This window comes from Sporomusa acidovorans (assembly GCF_900101845.1).
Classification (GTDB): Bacteria; Bacillota; Negativicutes; order Sporomusales; family Sporomusaceae; genus Sporomusa; species Sporomusa acidovorans.
On record NZ_FNAM01000011.1, the window covers coordinates 30,437 to 45,260 of the forward strand.

A 14,824-nucleotide genomic window follows, 5' to 3' on the forward strand; every position below is an offset into this window, starting at 1 on the left:
CTCATCTAAGTCAACCATTATTCTCGCACCGAATTGTCTTGAAGTGTATCATGGTTTAACTATATATGTCTTGCTATAGTGAACTCTATGAATAGTTACATTCTGCACGCACAAAGAAACTCCTGCCGCTTACATTTATTAGAAAATTGTTTCTTTTTTACTTATATTGAACACCATATCGTATACTTTGCCTTCCCTATCCTGTAATTGCCTGCTGCGCTCTTAAAATTGACGCAACCCAACAATAAAGAAAGGCAGGGCTCTTTATCGGAAGTCCCCTGCCTTCTACTCGATTGTGGTATTCCAGTAATGCTTACCGCCAATCCTGCTATTTATCAAGCACTTGGCGCACAACATCGATCATCGTTCCATCGCGGTATTCCACAACTGCGACAATCCGGTCGCTTGTTTTTATTTTTTCCGGAACGCCGGCCAACTTTTCCGCTTCCTGTTTCAGTTCGCGAATATCCTTCACTGATAGGCCGGCGGCCAGTAATTTTTCCCGCAAATCGCCGCGCCGCGGATTAACGGCTACCCCCCGTTCCGTAACCAGTACATCGACCGTCTCCCCGGGTGTGGTTACGGTCAGTACTTTGTCCACTACCGTCGGCAAGCGCCCGCGCAATAAATTGGCAACAATTAATGTGATCTTGGCACCGGCCGCAGCATCACTATGACCGCCCGAGCCACCCATAATCAGACCATTAGAGCCGGTCGTCACGTTGACATTGAAATCGGTATCAATTTCCGTGGCCCCTAAAAATACCGTGTCCAGTTTGTTAACAATGCAGCCGGAATTAAAGGGATTAGCGTATTGGCCGGCACTTACTTCCAGATGGTTGGGATTGTTCCCGATGGAATGAACCGCATCAAGATCAAAGCCTTGCACATCGGTAATTTTACGCAGCAAACCGCGGTTTAGCATATCGACCAAATAGCCGGTAATCCCCCCCATGGCAAAACTGGCCGTAATCCCGGCCTGTTCCATCATTTTGCCGACAAAATGGGCAGTTGCCAGCGATGCGCCGCCTGCCCCCGTCTGGAACGATAAGCCTTCTTTGATAAGTCCGGCTGCTTTAATAACCTTGGCTGCTGTCTGCGCAATTCTAAGGCCAACCGGGTCTTTGGTCACTTTAGTACTGCCGGAAACAATTCCCTTGGGATCGCCGATTGAGTCTACCTTTACTACATAATCCACTCTGGTCTGGGAGATGGAAACCGGAGCAAGCGGGTATTCGCAGAGATAATCGGTAACGGCAACCACATACTGCGCATACTCGGCATCAGGTATTGCATAGCCTAATGAACCGCAGGCCGCCGGCCCCTGCACGCCGTTAATATTTCCATAATCATCGGCGGCAGGAGCGGCAATAAACGCCACGTCAATCTTGAGCTGGCCGCACTCAATGGCGCGGGCCCGCCCGCCATGGGTTCGCATCATGACCGGTTTGTCGAGTAATCCCCGGGAAATGGCCTCGGCCACCGGCCCGGACATATAGTTCGTGTCCAGCGCGGTTACCACACCGTTTTTGATGTGCTCGATAAGCGGTGCATGCACAGGAAATACTGAACTTACGGCGATTGTCAGATTTTTGAGTCCCAGTCTGGCGGCTGTAGCCAAGACCATATTCAAGACGCCGTCACCGTTGCGGAAGTGATGGTGAAAAGACAGTGTCATGCCGTCTTTTACGGGAATCTGTTGAAACACTTCTTCCAGATTATTGACAAGCTTGCTTTGACCCGGCTTGCAAATTTTTACCGCCGGCGCCTGCCGACACATAGCAGGAATTGTATGAAAAGCACCGGCAAACGGTTTTACTGCACCATATCCAGCCAAGTGTTCAGGTACTACACGGCCAACTGCATTTTTCATGACTGCTGCCTCCCTTCCAGGCCGAGCACCTGCGCGAGCTGTAATACCCGTTCAGCACGCTCGACAATAGGTTTGTCAATCATCTTGCCATCCAGCGATACGGCACCGGTGCCCTGCTCCGCCGCCCGTTTGATAACCGCTACAACCCGGTGAGCCCACATAATTTCTGCCGCACTGGGACTGAAGCCTTCATGGACAGCATCAATATGGCGAGGATTGATAACCAGCTTACCTTTAAAGCCAATGTGTCTGGCAAAGGCGACATCCCGGACCAGTCCTTCTTCGTCCAGCATATCGGTAAACGGTGTGTCAATAGACTGAATACCGGCCGCCGCCGCCGCATTAACCAAAGTGGTACGGGCAGTAAAAATTTCCCGGCCTTCTTTGGTTCTTTGCACGCCAAGGCTGGCGGTATAGTCCTCAGCGCCAAGGGCCATAGCGACAAGCCGTTGGTGGGCACTCGCTATCGGGAAGCAGTTCGCAATTCCCAGCGGCGTCTCGATCAGAGCAATCAGCTTGACCGGCTTTTGGTCAGGAGCCTCGTATTGTTCAAGCCACGTGGCTGCTTGCCGTATATCTTCGGGCGTATTGACTTTGGGAATCATTAACGCATCAGGATGGCAGGGCACAATAAAACGAATATCCTGCTCAGCGGATACATCCAGCGGATTGATACGCACTATTTTCTCGCACCGGCCATAACCAATCGTGCGCAGCGCCTGACCGACCAGCAGCCTGGCAGCATCTTTTTCCTGCGGCGCCACAGCGTCCTCAAGGTCAAAGATGAGCGCGTCAGCCCCCAAAATCCCGGCATTTTGCAGCATTCCGGAATTATTGCCCGGTATAAACAGTAAGGTCCTTCTCAGTCCCATGGTGCACCTCCTTCAGCGTCACTCCGGCCCGGGACAAAGCGGTAAGGGTCCGGGCCCGAATGGTACAATCCAGAGCCCCGCGGTCGATTGCTTTGACAGCTAATGCGGTAACGCCCTGCTCTCTGACAGTGTCCGCAATCACTTTACGGATTTGCTTTCCATACTGAGCCAGCACCAAGCTCTGCAGCTCAATGGTAACTTCTTTTTCAGCCTGGTTGGGAACTACGGTTATCATAATATCATTGGATTCCAGCGTTCCCGCCTGGGCTTGTGTTAGCTGGGTCATATTCATCCTTCCCTCCGGATTTTTTAACTCCATAACCTCATGAAGATGGCCGCTATGACCACCATGCAGGCGCCGCCAAGCCTTGTGGATACCTGTGCAAAGGGCATAAGTTCTATACGATTGGACGCTGAAAGAATAGCCACATCACCTGTTCCGCCTAAACCGCTATGACAGGCGGTAACAACAGCGGATTCTACCGAATACATTTTAAGAGGCTTCGCCACATAGAAACCGGCAGCAATCATCGCTGCCACCGTCGAAAAGACAGTAACGACATAAGCGGGCGTTATGGCAGCCACTACGTCCTTCCAGGGAGTATACATAACACCAACCCCGACCAATAGCGGCCAGGTTAAGCTTGCTGTAACAAACCGGTATAAATGGTACGCTCCCTGTTCCATTTTGGCCGGCATAATACCAAGCGCCTTAAGGATAGCGGCTGAAAAGATCATGATAATGGGAGCCGGAATAGGAATAAACAGGCTGACAACTTGTCCAAAGACGAAAAAACTCATTGCCAGAATAAGCCCGGCACCCATAAGCGAAAAATCTACAGGCTTTTCGGCTGTTTGGGCGGCACGGATCAGGTCGTCATTGCCTGTCTTTACTAACACACCGTTACCGGTAAGCTGGGGTTTCTTTTCACCCAACCGCCGCAAGTAGCCTGCGGCCATGATTGCAAACAAATTGCCCAGCATGGCAGCAGGAACAAGTTGGGGAATAAATTTGTCATTCGTCAGCCCCGTTATATCGGCATAAGCCATAGAAAGCGGCAGAATGCCCTCGCCTACACCACCGGAGATAATGGGAACCACCACATAAAAAAATGAATGGTAGGCGCCAATTCCGGTAAGCGTACCCACCGTCACACCAACGGCAATACACCCCAGCGTACCCACAAGCAGCGGAAAAAACATCCGGACAAAGCCTTGAATCAGTACTGCCCGCTGCATTCCCAGGATGCTGCCGACAATGAGGCAGGAGATATAAAAATACAGGAAATTGGAACCTTTCATAAATGCGGTAATCGCCTTCAAAGAAGCAGGATTAATCAGGTTATAAAAGAGCATAATGGACGGAACAAAGATAGAAAGAATTGCCGGGCCGCCGATATCCTTAAGCACCGGTACCCTCATGCCGATATCCCCTAATAACATTCCCAGAATCATCAGGACAGCTATGCCGCCAATCATATCGGCGGGTAGCTTACTGTAAACAGAAGCTGTATAAATGATCACTGCCAGAATGAGATAAATAGGCAACGGAAGCGGGCCAATCTTTAGCGTCATGAGAGAATGTTCCTTTGCCTGCGGCTGCGGGGCGGAATTTTGAGTCTCCACGTTCATGAAATTACCTCCTTTATTGATTTGATTTTATGGTAACGGAAAAAATAGAAATATTAAACTTTATTAAACTTTTTAAAGTATTTTGAAATTAAAAACTGCGATCCGTAGATCGCAGTAAATAAAATCGTCAATTTATTTTAGTGGGGAATATAGCGGTTGACCGGCCGGCCAACGGAACCATACATAAGTTCCACGGTTAACATTCCGCTGGTTTCCAGATAGTCAAGATACTTGCGCACAGTTACCCGGGAAACACCGATTTCTTTAACCAACTCCTCAATCGTAAAAGGGGCCCCGATCTTATCAATTGCCGTTTTAACAATTTGCAGTGTATGCTTCTCCAGCCCTTTAGGCAAGCCACACTTTCTCTGCCGGTCCAGCACTTGTGTATCAATATCCCGCTGACAGACCGTATCACAGCTGTCAATGGCCTCCACTCTGACCTTATACTGCTGCAAGGCCATATTCAGCCTCTCAAACTCAAAAGGCTTGATCAGGTAGTCTACAGCCCCCAGGCGCAACGCTTTTTTTACGCTGGCCGAATCCCGGGCCGCTGTCACCATAATAACATCCACTCCATGCCCGGCCTCTCTAATCTTTTTCAACATTTCCAAGCCATTCATACCAGGCATAAAAATATCAACTAATATCAAATCAACGGTACCAGTTTCCAATATTTTAAGCGCCTGCCGGCAGTCATTGGCGATGCTGTGAAGTTGAAACCCTTCAACATGAGCCAAATAGCGGCGATTAAGCTCAGCTACTGTAGGGTCATCTTCCACGATAAGTACATTAATCATTCCGATTCTCCTCTCTATAACGGGGTATCGTAACGACAACTTCAGTTCCCGGCGAAGAATTCTTAAATTCTATTGTGCCTTGCATTTTTTTTACACAGCTTTCCACTAAATGAAGCCCAAAACCACGGTTTTCCCCTTTGGTGGAAAAACCTCTTTCAAAGATCCGCTCCCTCACATCCTGCATTAATCCAGGCCCGCTGTCCGCAACCCGGATAATACAGTGATTATCTGTTTCACTAATAGACAAAGTAACCTTTTTCTCATCCGAACTCTCCGCGGCCTCCAGAGCGTTGTCAAGAAGATTACCCAGTATGGTAATTAACTCGTAGTTGGCCGCAGACGCCGTTTCCGCAGTCATGAGCGTTTCTTCTTCAATTGCCATGCTGACGCCCATTTCCCTTGACCTGCTCAACTTGCTTAACACCAGCCCGGCCACCGCCGGTTCTCTGATCCGCTTGCCGACAAAGGCGACCTCGGCTTCCTGATCGTTGGCAATCCGTTTGATATAAGCCGCAAGCTGATCATAGCATTCCAGCCGGACGAGTCCTAAAATTACATGTAACTTATTCATAAATTCATGTGTCTGCGACCGCAAAGCATCGACATAACCCCTGACGCCGGTGAGTTCTTCCGCCAGTTTGTTAATCTCGGTTTTATCCCGAAATGTGGCAATGGCACCAACAATCGTGCCATTAACATGGATGGGAACCCTATTGGTAATGATGCGCACACCATTTAAATCCTGTTCTTGGTTTAACTCAGGTATACCCTGTGCCATCACCCGTCTGAGGCCAGTGTTGGGAATATACCCTTCAATTTCCTGCCCGATAGGATTACCTGACGTACCTGCACTATGGAGTATCGCAATGGCTGCGTCATTTGCCAATGTTATTTTGCCAGTTAGGTCGACGGCAAGAATCCCCTCTCTAACCGATTGCAGCATTGCATTTCTTTCCTCTAACAGTTTGGCAATTCCCGCCGGCTCTAATCCGAACAGTGTCTTCTTGATACTCCGGGCAAGCAGAACAGCACCCGTTATGCCAATTGCCATTCCCAGCAGAATTGCGAAAAAGATGCGATTACGGCTTTCCCTTACCGCCTGTTCTACATCGCCAAGATGAATACCCACCACGACCGCGCCAACTTGTTGTCCGTTATGATATACTGGTGTAAAGGCCCTAAGCTGGGGTCCTACTGTTCCACTGGCATACGAAAGATATTCCTTGCCTTGAAGTGCCGGTTGCTCATCACCACCAACCACATGGTAGCCAAGTAAGCTTTCATCAGGATGTGATTTACGGATTCCCTGCATGTCAAACACGACCACAATGGCTGTATTCGTTAAACTCCGCATGACTTTTGAATAACCCTGCATATCCTTTTCGTCGCGTAACCCTGCCAGCCCTTCAGCTACCACCTCCGAATGAGCAACAATACGGGCTATGTCCATAACAGACCGCCCCATTTGATTAGTGATGCCATTAGCGACATGCGTGGAAATCAGCCAATTAGTCGTCAGTAGTGCCAACAGCACAACACTGCAAACCAGCAAGATAATTTTCCCTTGCAGATTTAATGTATAAGTCACATTTCTCCACCCCTGTTTTCCGATTTTTAGAGCCATGTTCCGCTGACTATATATTCCGCACTAAAAAAGTTTGCAGGCATAGGCGGATGAGTCCGGCTTATTTAAACGGTCCGTTTTTCCTTCCCCATTCAGACATGCATGTTAAAATCGGCATCAAGGTCTTCCCCTTATCGGTTAGTGAATATTCCACTTTGGGTGGAATTTGATGATACTCCTCACGATGAATCAACTGCTCGAGTTCCAACTCTTTAAGCTGCTGGCTCAACATTTTATGGGTAATGGGCGGCAGTGCCCTTTTGAGTTCCCCGTAACGCAGCACCCGGTTTTCGGACAATTTGTATAAGATTAACCATTTCCACTTGCCGCCAACAATAGAAAGTGTATACGTAATTGGGCAATTGCAATTTTTCGGCCAGTTTGCCATGACACTCTCCTTTTCGATAGTATCTATCCTGTAAGTGCATACTTTTCTTTTTAATAAAATGATATATAATTTAAGTCAGATAATCAAGTACCGATGATAAACTGGGAGGGATTCGATGAACGTACTGGCTATTAACGGCAGCCCCCGGAAAAATTGGAACACGGCAATACTGCTCAACAAGGTATTGGCAGGGGCCGCCTCGCAAGGGGCTCAGACTGAACTCATCCACCTTTACGACCTAAATTTTAAGGGTTGTAGAAGCTGCTTTGCCTGTAAGGTCAAGAATGGCAAAAGCTATGGAAAATGTGCATTGCAAGATGACCTGACCCCTGTCCTTAAGAAGGTTGAACAAGCTGACGCACTTATTCTGGGGTCACCGATTTACTTTGGAAATGTTACGGGAGAGATGCGCTCTTTCATGGAACGCCTGGCATTTCCCTACCTGGTATATGACGCTAACTACTCTTCCTTGTTTACAAAAAAAATTCCTATAGGACTTATCTATACCATGAATGTATCCGAAGAGCGAATGAAAGCCGCCGGCTACGACAATAATCTTAAAGCAGCCGAAATGGCGCTAGGCCGGATCTTGGGAACAGCCGAGCCGCTATTTGTTAACGACACTTATCAGTTCGATAATTATTCCAAATACGTTGTAACAGCATTTAATGAAGCGGATAAAGCGCAAAGACGCAAAGAGGTATTTCCTCTAGACTGTGAAAAGGCCTTTAACATGGGAGTAAGATTTGCATCTCAGACTGCTCAATAAAGCCACAAACCCTCCTGTGAGTACCAAATGGTGCTCGCAGGAGGGTTTGTTTGCATTTTATTTGCCCGTTTACTCTAACAGGCTATCCCCGTAGTTTTCCACAAATCCTGTCGTCACCCTGCCCGCAACAAACAGGGGATGATTCAGTAATTTTTGATGAAAAGGAATGGTCGTTTGCACCCCTTCAATGACAAATTCGGCCAGTGCCCGTTTCATCCGCGCAATGGCTTCCTGCCTGGTCTTACCCCAAACGATTACCTTGGCTATCATGGAATCGTAGAAAGGGGTGATTTCATAACCACTGTATACGGCACTGTCAATTCTGACACCAAAACCGCCCGGGGGAAGGTAACGGCCAACCTTTCCGGGGGAGGGCAGAAAATTCCGGGCCGGGTCTTCCGCATTGATGCGGCACTCAATCGCCCAGCCGTCAACTTGCACAGTTGCCTGCGAAAAAGACAGCGGACAACCGGCTGCCACGGCAATTTGCTCTTTTATTAAATCAATACCGGTAACCATTTCAGTAATGGCATGCTCAACCTGAATGCGGGTATTCATTTCAATAAAGTAAAAATGTCCATGCTTATCCAGCAAAAATTCTACCGTGCCGGCCCCCTGATAATGAGCCGACCGTGCGGCCAGTACAGCGGCCTGCCCCATCTGCCGCCGGACCTCATCATCCAGGGCTGCCGAAGGTGCTTCTTCCACAAGCTTTTGGTGACGGCGCTGAATCGAGCAGTCGCGCTCGCCCAGATACACTACATTGCCGTGATTGTCGGCCATAATCTGCATCTCCACATGGCGGGGCTCTTCCAAATATTTCTCTAAATAGACGCCAGGATCACCAAAAATAACTTCTACTTCCTTTTGTGCCTGGCGAATAGCCTGTTCTAAATCGGCCGCATTGGTAACAACCCGCATACCCTTGCCACCGCCGCCGGCAGTCGCCTTGACAATCACCGGGTAACCAATCTTCGCCGCCACAGCCAGAGCTGTTTCCAGGTCTTCAATAATTCCGTCCGTTCCCGGAATGATCGGAACTCCCGCCTGCTTCATCGTTTCCCGGGCAATTGCTTTTGCACCCATTCGCCGGATGGCATCCGGGCTGGGACCGATAAATGTTACCCCACAAGCACCGCAGGCTTCGGCAAACTCAGCATTCTCAGCCAAAAAGCCATAACCGGGATGAATGGCGTCGGCCTGGGCTGCTGCCGCCACACTGAGTAAATTTGTTATACATAAGTAGCTTTGTTTGGCCGCAGCCGGCCCGATACAATAGGCTTCATCTGCCAGCTTTACATGTAATGCCTGTTCATCGGCTTTCGAATACACGGCAACAGTCGTAATCCCCATTTCACGGCAGGCCCGGATAATGCGGACAGCAATTTCGCCCCGGTTAGCAATTAGAATCTTTTTGAACATTGTTTTTCTCCTTTATCCGTAAACACACCTTTTTGCTACACCCAGAGCCGCCTAGGGCTTTACCAAAAACAATGGTTGACCATATTCGACAAAATCGCCGTCCTTGGCCAGGACTTCTACAATTTCCCCGGTTACACCCGCAGAAACATCATTGAATAATTTCATCGCTTCCAAAATGCAAACAACCGTATCCGCTTCTACCTTGCCGCCAATTGTAATAAACGGTGCGGCACCGGGCTCGGGGGCTGCATAAAAAGTCCCGACTGTCGGGGACAGAATTTCAACAAATGCCGATTGCGCTGTTTCCGTGATAACCGGCGCTGCGGTTTCCCGCGGAGCAGGATTAAATCGTGCCGGCTCGGCGGCAGGCTGACCCTGCGGCAAATTGGGATTTTTCGCAATAACCAGCTTGGCGCCCTGATGATTCCATTCAAAGTGATTAATGGACGATTGATCCACAGCCTGAATCAATTCTTTTATTTCAGCAATAGTAAACACGTATGTCACTCCTTGATCTTTCCTACCGCTACGCATCAGCCAAACAGCTTCTCAAAAGCTACATTACGCGCAGCGCAATGGCCTGTTTGAGTTGCTGCAAATAGGCTTCCCGCTCAAGATAGAGCTGTTCGGCTGCTATATGTGATATCTCCTGAAATTTGATATGGTCTCCCGGCCTGGCCTGAGCAATCAGGGCAATATCAACCGCCGCCACCTGGGCTATTTTGGGATACCCGCCGGCGGTCTGCCGGTCTGCCAGCAGGATGATCGGCTTGCCGTCAGGCGGTACCTGAACCGTGCCCAGCGCAACCGCCTCGGAAATCATTTCCGACGGTTCCTTTAATTCCAGCACCATCCCTGACAAGCGATAGCCCATCCGGTCAGACTGCGCGGCAACCTGAAAAGGTTGGTTAAAAAACCGGGTTTTGCTATCTGCTGTAAACTGTTCGTATTGACTGCCGCAAGTCACCCGTACCTGAATAGGCGCGGATGACTGAGGAATATGCATTTTTGCCGCATGCCAGTCGGTTGCGGCAAAAAATTTTCCCTGCAGTTTGCCGGCCAGTTGTTTGACTAAGCGGCCGGCTTGCTCTGGCAGGGAAGACGTAAGCGGCAGTATATCTCCCTGTTGTAAGGCGCGCCCGTGAAAACCGCCGATGCCGGCCCGCAAATACGTGCTTTTGCTGCCCATGACCGGCGGGATGGCAAACCCGCCGGCCACAGCCAGATAGGTGCGGCAGCCCGGCTTGCAGCCTTTAAACTCAAGCACACTGCCTTGTTTGACAAACACTGGCCGCCATAATGGCACGGCCGCGCCATTGACGGCAGGCGCCATATTGCCGCCGGTTATAGCCAGCAACGTATCCTGTTCCAACCGCAGCGACGGCCCCATTAAGGTCATTTCCAGCGCGCCCTCGCCCTCTTCATTGCCAACCAGAATATTGGCTACGCGCAGTGCATAGGAATCCATCGCGCCGCTTACGATCACACCGTATTTTTGAAAGCCGTACCTGCCTAAATCCTGAATACTGGAAAGCAGGCCGGGACGTAAAACCGTGATTTTCATGGCCTTGCCTCCTGATATTCTTCATACTCGGCCGGCGAGACCGGTCTAAACCGGATAAGGTCCCCGGCTTGCAGCAGGCTGGGAATTTCCTTCCGGGGGCGAAATAGCGGCAGCGGCGTGCGGCCGATCAACTGCCAGCCACCGGGAGTGGCAATGGGATAAACGCCTGTCTGCATACCGGCTATACCCACGGAACCTGCCGGAATTTCGAGACGTGGCGATGACCTGCGGGGAGTAGCGATTTTTTCCGACATGCCGCCAAGGTAGGGAAATCCCGGAGCAAACCCAATCATATAGACCAGATACTGCCCCTGGCAGTGGGTTTCAATAACCTCTTCCACCGTTAGTTTATTATGCTCGGCCACATATTCAAGATCCGGCCCGTACTCGCCGCCATAGCAAACCGGAATTTCCACTGTCCTGGGCGTTGTTACCGTACTGTGATCCAAACTTCTCAACACTTCAGCAAGCCTGGCGGCAACAATTTGATAAGCCAGCAGCCCGGGTTGCTGATCAGACTGTTGTTTGTGGAACTCTTGGACCTGAGCCGGGTTAAAGAATACGGTAACGCTGGAGTAGGCCGACACATATTCCAGCATTCCCGGTAAAGGCTGTTGATCAAGATGATCGGCCAAGGCCTTTACTTTTTTATTGGTTTCCGGATGAATACCCTTGCCGAATTCCACCATAATGGCCGCTTCGCCGACAGGCGACAGTTGATAGTGAGGAGCGGCAGATGCTGGTTGTTGCTTCATTTGTATCACCTCAGTGTCGCTTGCGCCATTTTTTACTCACAGCACGCTGAACTTCTCATCCTGCACATCGGTTATGAACATATGGCCGGGGGCATGGGTAATCATCAGTTCGGGTTTGATCTGCATCGCCACTGCCTGGGGTGTAACGCCGCAGGCCCAGAACACAGGAACCTCGCCCGGTTTTATGGTAACACGGTCGCCAAAATCAGGCTTATCAATATCTTTTATGCCAATGCCGGCCGGATTGCCGATATGAATCGGCGCACCGTGAACGGAAGGAAAACGGGAAGTTATCTGCACGGCCCGCACGACATCTTTTTCGGGTATCGGCCGCATGCTCACTACCACCGGTCCTTCGAAACGCCCTGCTTTTACACAGGGAATATTGGTCTTATACATGGCCACATTGCAATTTTCTTCAATATGCCGTACAGGAATGCCGCTGTTCATGAGCGGATGCTCGAAGGTAAAACTGCAGCCGATGAGAAAAGCCACCATATCGTCTTCCCAATAGTGAAGAATATCTGTTACTTCGTCTACCAGTTCACCCTGCCGGTAAATCCGGTACTTGGGAATATCGGTCCGGATATCGGCCGTCGGCGCCACAAGCCTGGGCACCGGCGACCCGGCTTCGGTAACATCCAGTACCGGGCAAGGCTTGGGATTACGCTGGCAAAACAGCAGAAAATCAAAGGCAATGTCTTTTCTTAAAATAGCCAGATTGGCCTGGGTAAATCCTTTGGCCATACCTGATGTCGGTTTTGTCCACTCATTCCGGCGAATTATGGCACGCACTTCAGCCGGACTCATATTCGCAAATTCACTCATCGTTATCCCTCTTTTGTTACTTAATCTATTGTTTACCGATCGCCTTAACGGCAATTCCACCAGCAAGGAGATCTTCCCGTATCTTGCGGGCAAACTCCAGCGCGTGAATGCCATCACCGTGAATGCATACCGTATCCGCCTTGACGGCAATATCCTGTCCCTGGCGCGACAACACCTTGCCTTCCCTGACCATGCGAACGACTTGCCGCACGGCCTCCTCCTGGCTGGTAATCAGGGCATCCGGCTGTTTGCGCGGCGTTAATGAGCCGTCCAGTTGGTAAGTACGATCGGCGAACACTTCATGCGCGGTTTTGAGACCGATTCTTTCACCGGCACTAACCAACTCGCTGCCGGAAAGGCCAAACAGGATTAACCGCGGATCCACTTTATAGACGGCTTCGGCAATAGCCTCTGACAAAAGTTTACTTTTAGCGGCCATATTATACAAAGCACCGTGCGGCTTAACATGCTGCATGGCTCCCCCTTCTGCTTTGACGAAAGCGGCTAAGGCGCCAAGCTGATAGACAATCAGGTCATATGCTTCCTGCGGCGCAATATCCAGTTGCCGACGGCCAAAGCCAACCAAATCCGGCAGGCCGGGGTGAGCCCCAATGGCCACGTTATTTTTCAGCGCAAGGGCAACTGTTTTCCGCATAACCGCCGGATCACCGGCATGAAAACCGCAGGCAATATTCGCCGAAGTTACAAACGGTAATATTTCTTCGTCCATGCCGATTGTATAAGCGCCAAAACTCTCACCCAAATCACAGTTTAGGTCAATCCGGTACATATTCTATACCTCCAGAAATTTTATAAATAACTATACTTTTAGGTTCGGTTTCCTATACCGCATAGTCTCTCACATTATAAGAAAAGTTTCGGTAATTCGTGAATTAAGGTGTAACCGCCCATATAGGCCATAACCACCACAACAATTCCGCCAAAGATAGTCATCCACAACGGATGTTTATAGTCGCCGACAATTTTTTTCATGTAAGCGCCAACCAAAATTGTGGCCAAGGTGATCGGCAGAATAAGTCCGTTCAAGGCTCCCACAAGCACCAGTACTTTGATAGGCCGGCCGACAATGGCAAATATCAAAGTCGAAACTAAGATAAAACCAATAATAACCATTTTTTCATTGTTAGCAACCGCGGAACTAAAAGTCTTGATAAAAGAAACCGATGTATAAGCAGCCCCGATAACAGAGGTAACGGCCGCCGCCCACATGACAATACCGAACACCTTATAGCCTACATCGCCTGCTGCCAGCTTAAACACCGAAGCGGGCGGGTTAGCCGGATCAATGGCAAGACCCTGGGCGACAATACCTAACGCTGCCAAGAATAATACAATCCGCATAATAGCTGTAACCAAAACACCGGAAACCGAACTTTTCGTTACTTCCGGAACTGCCTCTTTGCCACGAATACCGGCATCAAGCAGTCGGTGCCCGCCGGCGAAGGTAATATACCCGCCTACTGTACCGCCAACCAGCGTAATGATGGCAAACATATCAATTTTGTCAGGCAGAATACTTTTTACCACAGCTTCTCCTACCGGCGGCGCCGAAGAGACAGCTACATAGACAGTCAGGCCGATCATGACAAAACCGGCAATCTGGGCAAACCGGTCCATGGCTTTGCCTGCTTCTTTCACAAGAAAGATTCCAATACCAATGACCGCACTAATCATCGCGCCGGTTACCGGGGTAACGCCGAAAATTACGTTCAACCCCAAGCCCGCCCCGGCAATATTGCCAATATTAAAAGCAAGACCGCCTAAGACAATCAGCAAGGCGACGAAATAGCCCAGCCCCGGAAAAACCATATTGGCAATATCCTGCCCGCGCTTTTCGGAAACGGCAATGATCCGCCAAACATTCAACTGGGCACCGACATCCAATACAATCGACATAAGAATGACAAAACCAAAGCTTGCCGCCAACTGTTGCGTGAATACCGTCGTTTGCGTTAAGAAACCCGGGCCGATAGCCGAGGTTGCCATCAAAAAGGCGGCGCCTAACAACACTTCCCAACTGGATTTCACTTTCTTCTGATAACCTGGATTAACATTTTTTACTGGTTCCACAGTAACCCCCCCATTTTATTGTCTTGTCTTCTTCCGCTACCGAACAAAAGATTTCAGTAAAAAGACAAAAAGGCTCTCCAAACAAAACTGTGTTTGTTGGAAGCGCCTTTGCTTCTTGCGGAATTTGATTTTTCTTATCATACCATCTAACTGCCGGGATGTAAATTTGAAAAATTAAATAGGGGCATTCGATTTTCCCCAAAGTT

Annotated in this window: 16 protein-coding genes; 1 reads left to right on the plus strand and 15 read right to left on the minus strand. The window is 49.6% G+C overall.

Going from position 1 to position 14,824, the window contains the following annotated elements:
* Positions 1–328: 328 nt before the first annotated feature.
* The 7 genes from citF to BLR65_RS09665 form a co-directional block, all read right to left on the minus strand.
* Positions 329–1,873 (minus strand): citrate lyase subunit alpha, encoded by a 1,545-nt coding sequence (gene citF, locus BLR65_RS09635; protein ID WP_093793984.1) that lies wholly within the window; start codon positions 1,871–1,873, stop codon positions 329–331.
* On the minus strand, positions 1,870–2,745 hold the full coding sequence (locus tag BLR65_RS09640) for an HpcH/HpaI aldolase/citrate lyase family protein (protein WP_093793985.1): 876 nt from the start codon (positions 2,743–2,745) through the stop codon (positions 1,870–1,872). Before BLR65_RS09640 ends, citF begins: the two co-directional genes overlap by 4 nt.
* Positions 2,705–3,031: a citrate lyase acyl carrier protein gene (gene citD, locus BLR65_RS09645; protein WP_093794066.1), complete on the minus strand. Its 327-nt coding sequence runs from the start codon at positions 3,029–3,031 to the stop codon at positions 2,705–2,707. Before citD ends, BLR65_RS09640 begins: the two co-directional genes overlap by 41 nt.
* Before the next feature lie 23 nt (positions 3,032–3,054).
* Positions 3,055–4,377: a 2-hydroxycarboxylate transporter family protein gene (locus tag BLR65_RS09650; protein ID WP_093793986.1), complete on the minus strand. Its 1,323-nt coding sequence runs from the start codon at positions 4,375–4,377 to the stop codon at positions 3,055–3,057.
* Between the two features lie 137 nt (positions 4,378–4,514).
* Entirely contained in the window at positions 4,515–5,177 is a 663-nt protein-coding gene (locus tag BLR65_RS09655; RefSeq protein WP_093793987.1) for a response regulator, read from the minus strand.
* On the minus strand, positions 5,170–6,765 hold the full coding sequence (gene dcuS, locus BLR65_RS09660; protein WP_169716997.1) for a DcuS/MalK family sensor histidine kinase: 1,596 nt from the start codon (positions 6,763–6,765) through the stop codon (positions 5,170–5,172). The genes BLR65_RS09655 and dcuS overlap by 8 nt, the downstream gene beginning before the upstream one ends.
* A 97-nt stretch (positions 6,766–6,862) precedes the next feature.
* Entirely contained in the window at positions 6,863–7,189 is a 327-nt protein-coding gene (locus BLR65_RS09665) for a winged helix-turn-helix transcriptional regulator (RefSeq protein ID WP_093793989.1), read from the minus strand.
* A gap of 115 nt (positions 7,190–7,304) precedes the next feature.
* Between BLR65_RS09665 and BLR65_RS09670 the strand changes: the two genes are divergently transcribed.
* Complete coding sequence (locus tag BLR65_RS09670) at positions 7,305–7,958, plus strand: flavodoxin family protein (RefSeq protein WP_093793990.1); 654 nt, start codon at positions 7,305–7,307, stop codon at positions 7,956–7,958.
* 69 nt (positions 7,959–8,027) lie between these two features.
* Here the strand turns inward: BLR65_RS09670 and accC are convergent, their stop codons facing one another.
* The 8 genes from accC to BLR65_RS29025 all read right to left on the minus strand — a co-directional run bounded on the left by accC (position 8,028) and on the right by BLR65_RS29025 (position 14,820).
* The gene (accC, locus tag BLR65_RS09675; protein ID WP_093793991.1) at positions 8,028–9,380 is read right to left on the minus strand and encodes an acetyl-CoA carboxylase biotin carboxylase subunit; all 1,353 of its coding nucleotides are present in this window, start codon (positions 9,378–9,380) and stop codon (positions 8,028–8,030) included.
* 51 nt (positions 9,381–9,431) lie between these two features.
* Positions 9,432–9,878, minus strand: coding sequence for an acetyl-CoA carboxylase biotin carboxyl carrier protein (gene accB, locus BLR65_RS09680; protein ID WP_093793992.1), 447 nt, complete (start codon positions 9,876–9,878; stop codon positions 9,432–9,434).
* Between the two features lie 58 nt (positions 9,879–9,936).
* Positions 9,937–10,944: a 5-oxoprolinase subunit C family protein gene (locus BLR65_RS09685; protein ID WP_093793993.1), complete on the minus strand. Its 1,008-nt coding sequence runs from the start codon at positions 10,942–10,944 to the stop codon at positions 9,937–9,939.
* Positions 10,941–11,699 (minus strand): 5-oxoprolinase subunit PxpB, encoded by a 759-nt coding sequence (gene pxpB / locus BLR65_RS09690; RefSeq protein ID WP_093793994.1) that lies wholly within the window; start codon positions 11,697–11,699, stop codon positions 10,941–10,943. The genes BLR65_RS09685 and pxpB overlap by 4 nt, the downstream gene beginning before the upstream one ends.
* Positions 11,700–11,735: 36 nt before the next feature.
* Entirely contained in the window at positions 11,736–12,527 is a 792-nt protein-coding gene (locus BLR65_RS09695) for a putative hydro-lyase (RefSeq protein WP_093793995.1), read from the minus strand.
* Between the two features lie 25 nt (positions 12,528–12,552).
* A complete protein-coding gene (locus BLR65_RS09700; protein WP_093793996.1) occupies positions 12,553–13,317 on the minus strand; it encodes a LamB/YcsF family protein in 765 nt (254 codons plus the stop codon).
* 74 nt (positions 13,318–13,391) lie between these two features.
* Entirely contained in the window at positions 13,392–14,618 is a 1,227-nt protein-coding gene (locus tag BLR65_RS09705; protein ID WP_245692663.1) for an NRAMP family divalent metal transporter, read from the minus strand.
* On the minus strand, positions 14,596–14,820 hold the full coding sequence (locus tag BLR65_RS29025) for a hypothetical protein (RefSeq protein ID WP_143122544.1): 225 nt from the start codon (positions 14,818–14,820) through the stop codon (positions 14,596–14,598). Before BLR65_RS29025 ends, BLR65_RS09705 begins: the two co-directional genes overlap by 23 nt.
* Positions 14,821–14,824 lie beyond the last annotated feature (4 nt).

Bases quoted from the DNA above. Each gene is read 5' to 3' on its own strand.
- BLR65_RS09650 (WP_093793986.1), bottom strand. From the start codon at position 4,377: ATGAACGTGGAGACTCAAAATTCCGCCCCGCAGCCGCAGGCAAAGGAA.
- pxpB (WP_093793994.1), bottom strand. From the start codon at position 11,699: ATGAAGCAACAACCAGCATCTGCCGCTCCTCACTATCAACTGTCGCCT.
- BLR65_RS09700 (WP_093793996.1), bottom strand. From the start codon at position 13,317: ATGTACCGGATTGACCTAAACTGTGATTTGGGTGAGAGTTTTGGCGCT.
- BLR65_RS09670 (WP_093793990.1), top strand. From the start codon at position 7,305: ATGAACGTACTGGCTATTAACGGCAGCCCCCGGAAAAATTGGAACACG.
- BLR65_RS09655 (WP_093793987.1), bottom strand. From the start codon at position 5,177: ATGATTAATGTACTTATCGTGGAAGATGACCCTACAGTAGCTGAGCTT.
- BLR65_RS09665 (WP_093793989.1), bottom strand. From the start codon at position 7,189: ATGGCAAACTGGCCGAAAAATTGCAATTGCCCAATTACGTATACACTT.
- BLR65_RS09640 (WP_093793985.1), bottom strand. From the start codon at position 2,745: ATGGGACTGAGAAGGACCTTACTGTTTATACCGGGCAATAATTCCGGA.
- citF (WP_093793984.1), bottom strand. From the start codon at position 1,873: ATGAAAAATGCAGTTGGCCGTGTAGTACCTGAACACTTGGCTGGATAT.
- accC (WP_093793991.1), bottom strand. From the start codon at position 9,380: ATGTTCAAAAAGATTCTAATTGCTAACCGGGGCGAAATTGCTGTCCGC.
- BLR65_RS09685 (WP_093793993.1), bottom strand. From the start codon at position 10,944: ATGAAAATCACGGTTTTACGTCCCGGCCTGCTTTCCAGTATTCAGGAT.
- BLR65_RS09695 (WP_093793995.1), bottom strand. From the start codon at position 12,527: ATGAGTGAATTTGCGAATATGAGTCCGGCTGAAGTGCGTGCCATAATT.
- citD (WP_093794066.1), bottom strand. From the start codon at position 3,031: ATGACCCAGCTAACACAAGCCCAGGCGGGAACGCTGGAATCCAATGAT.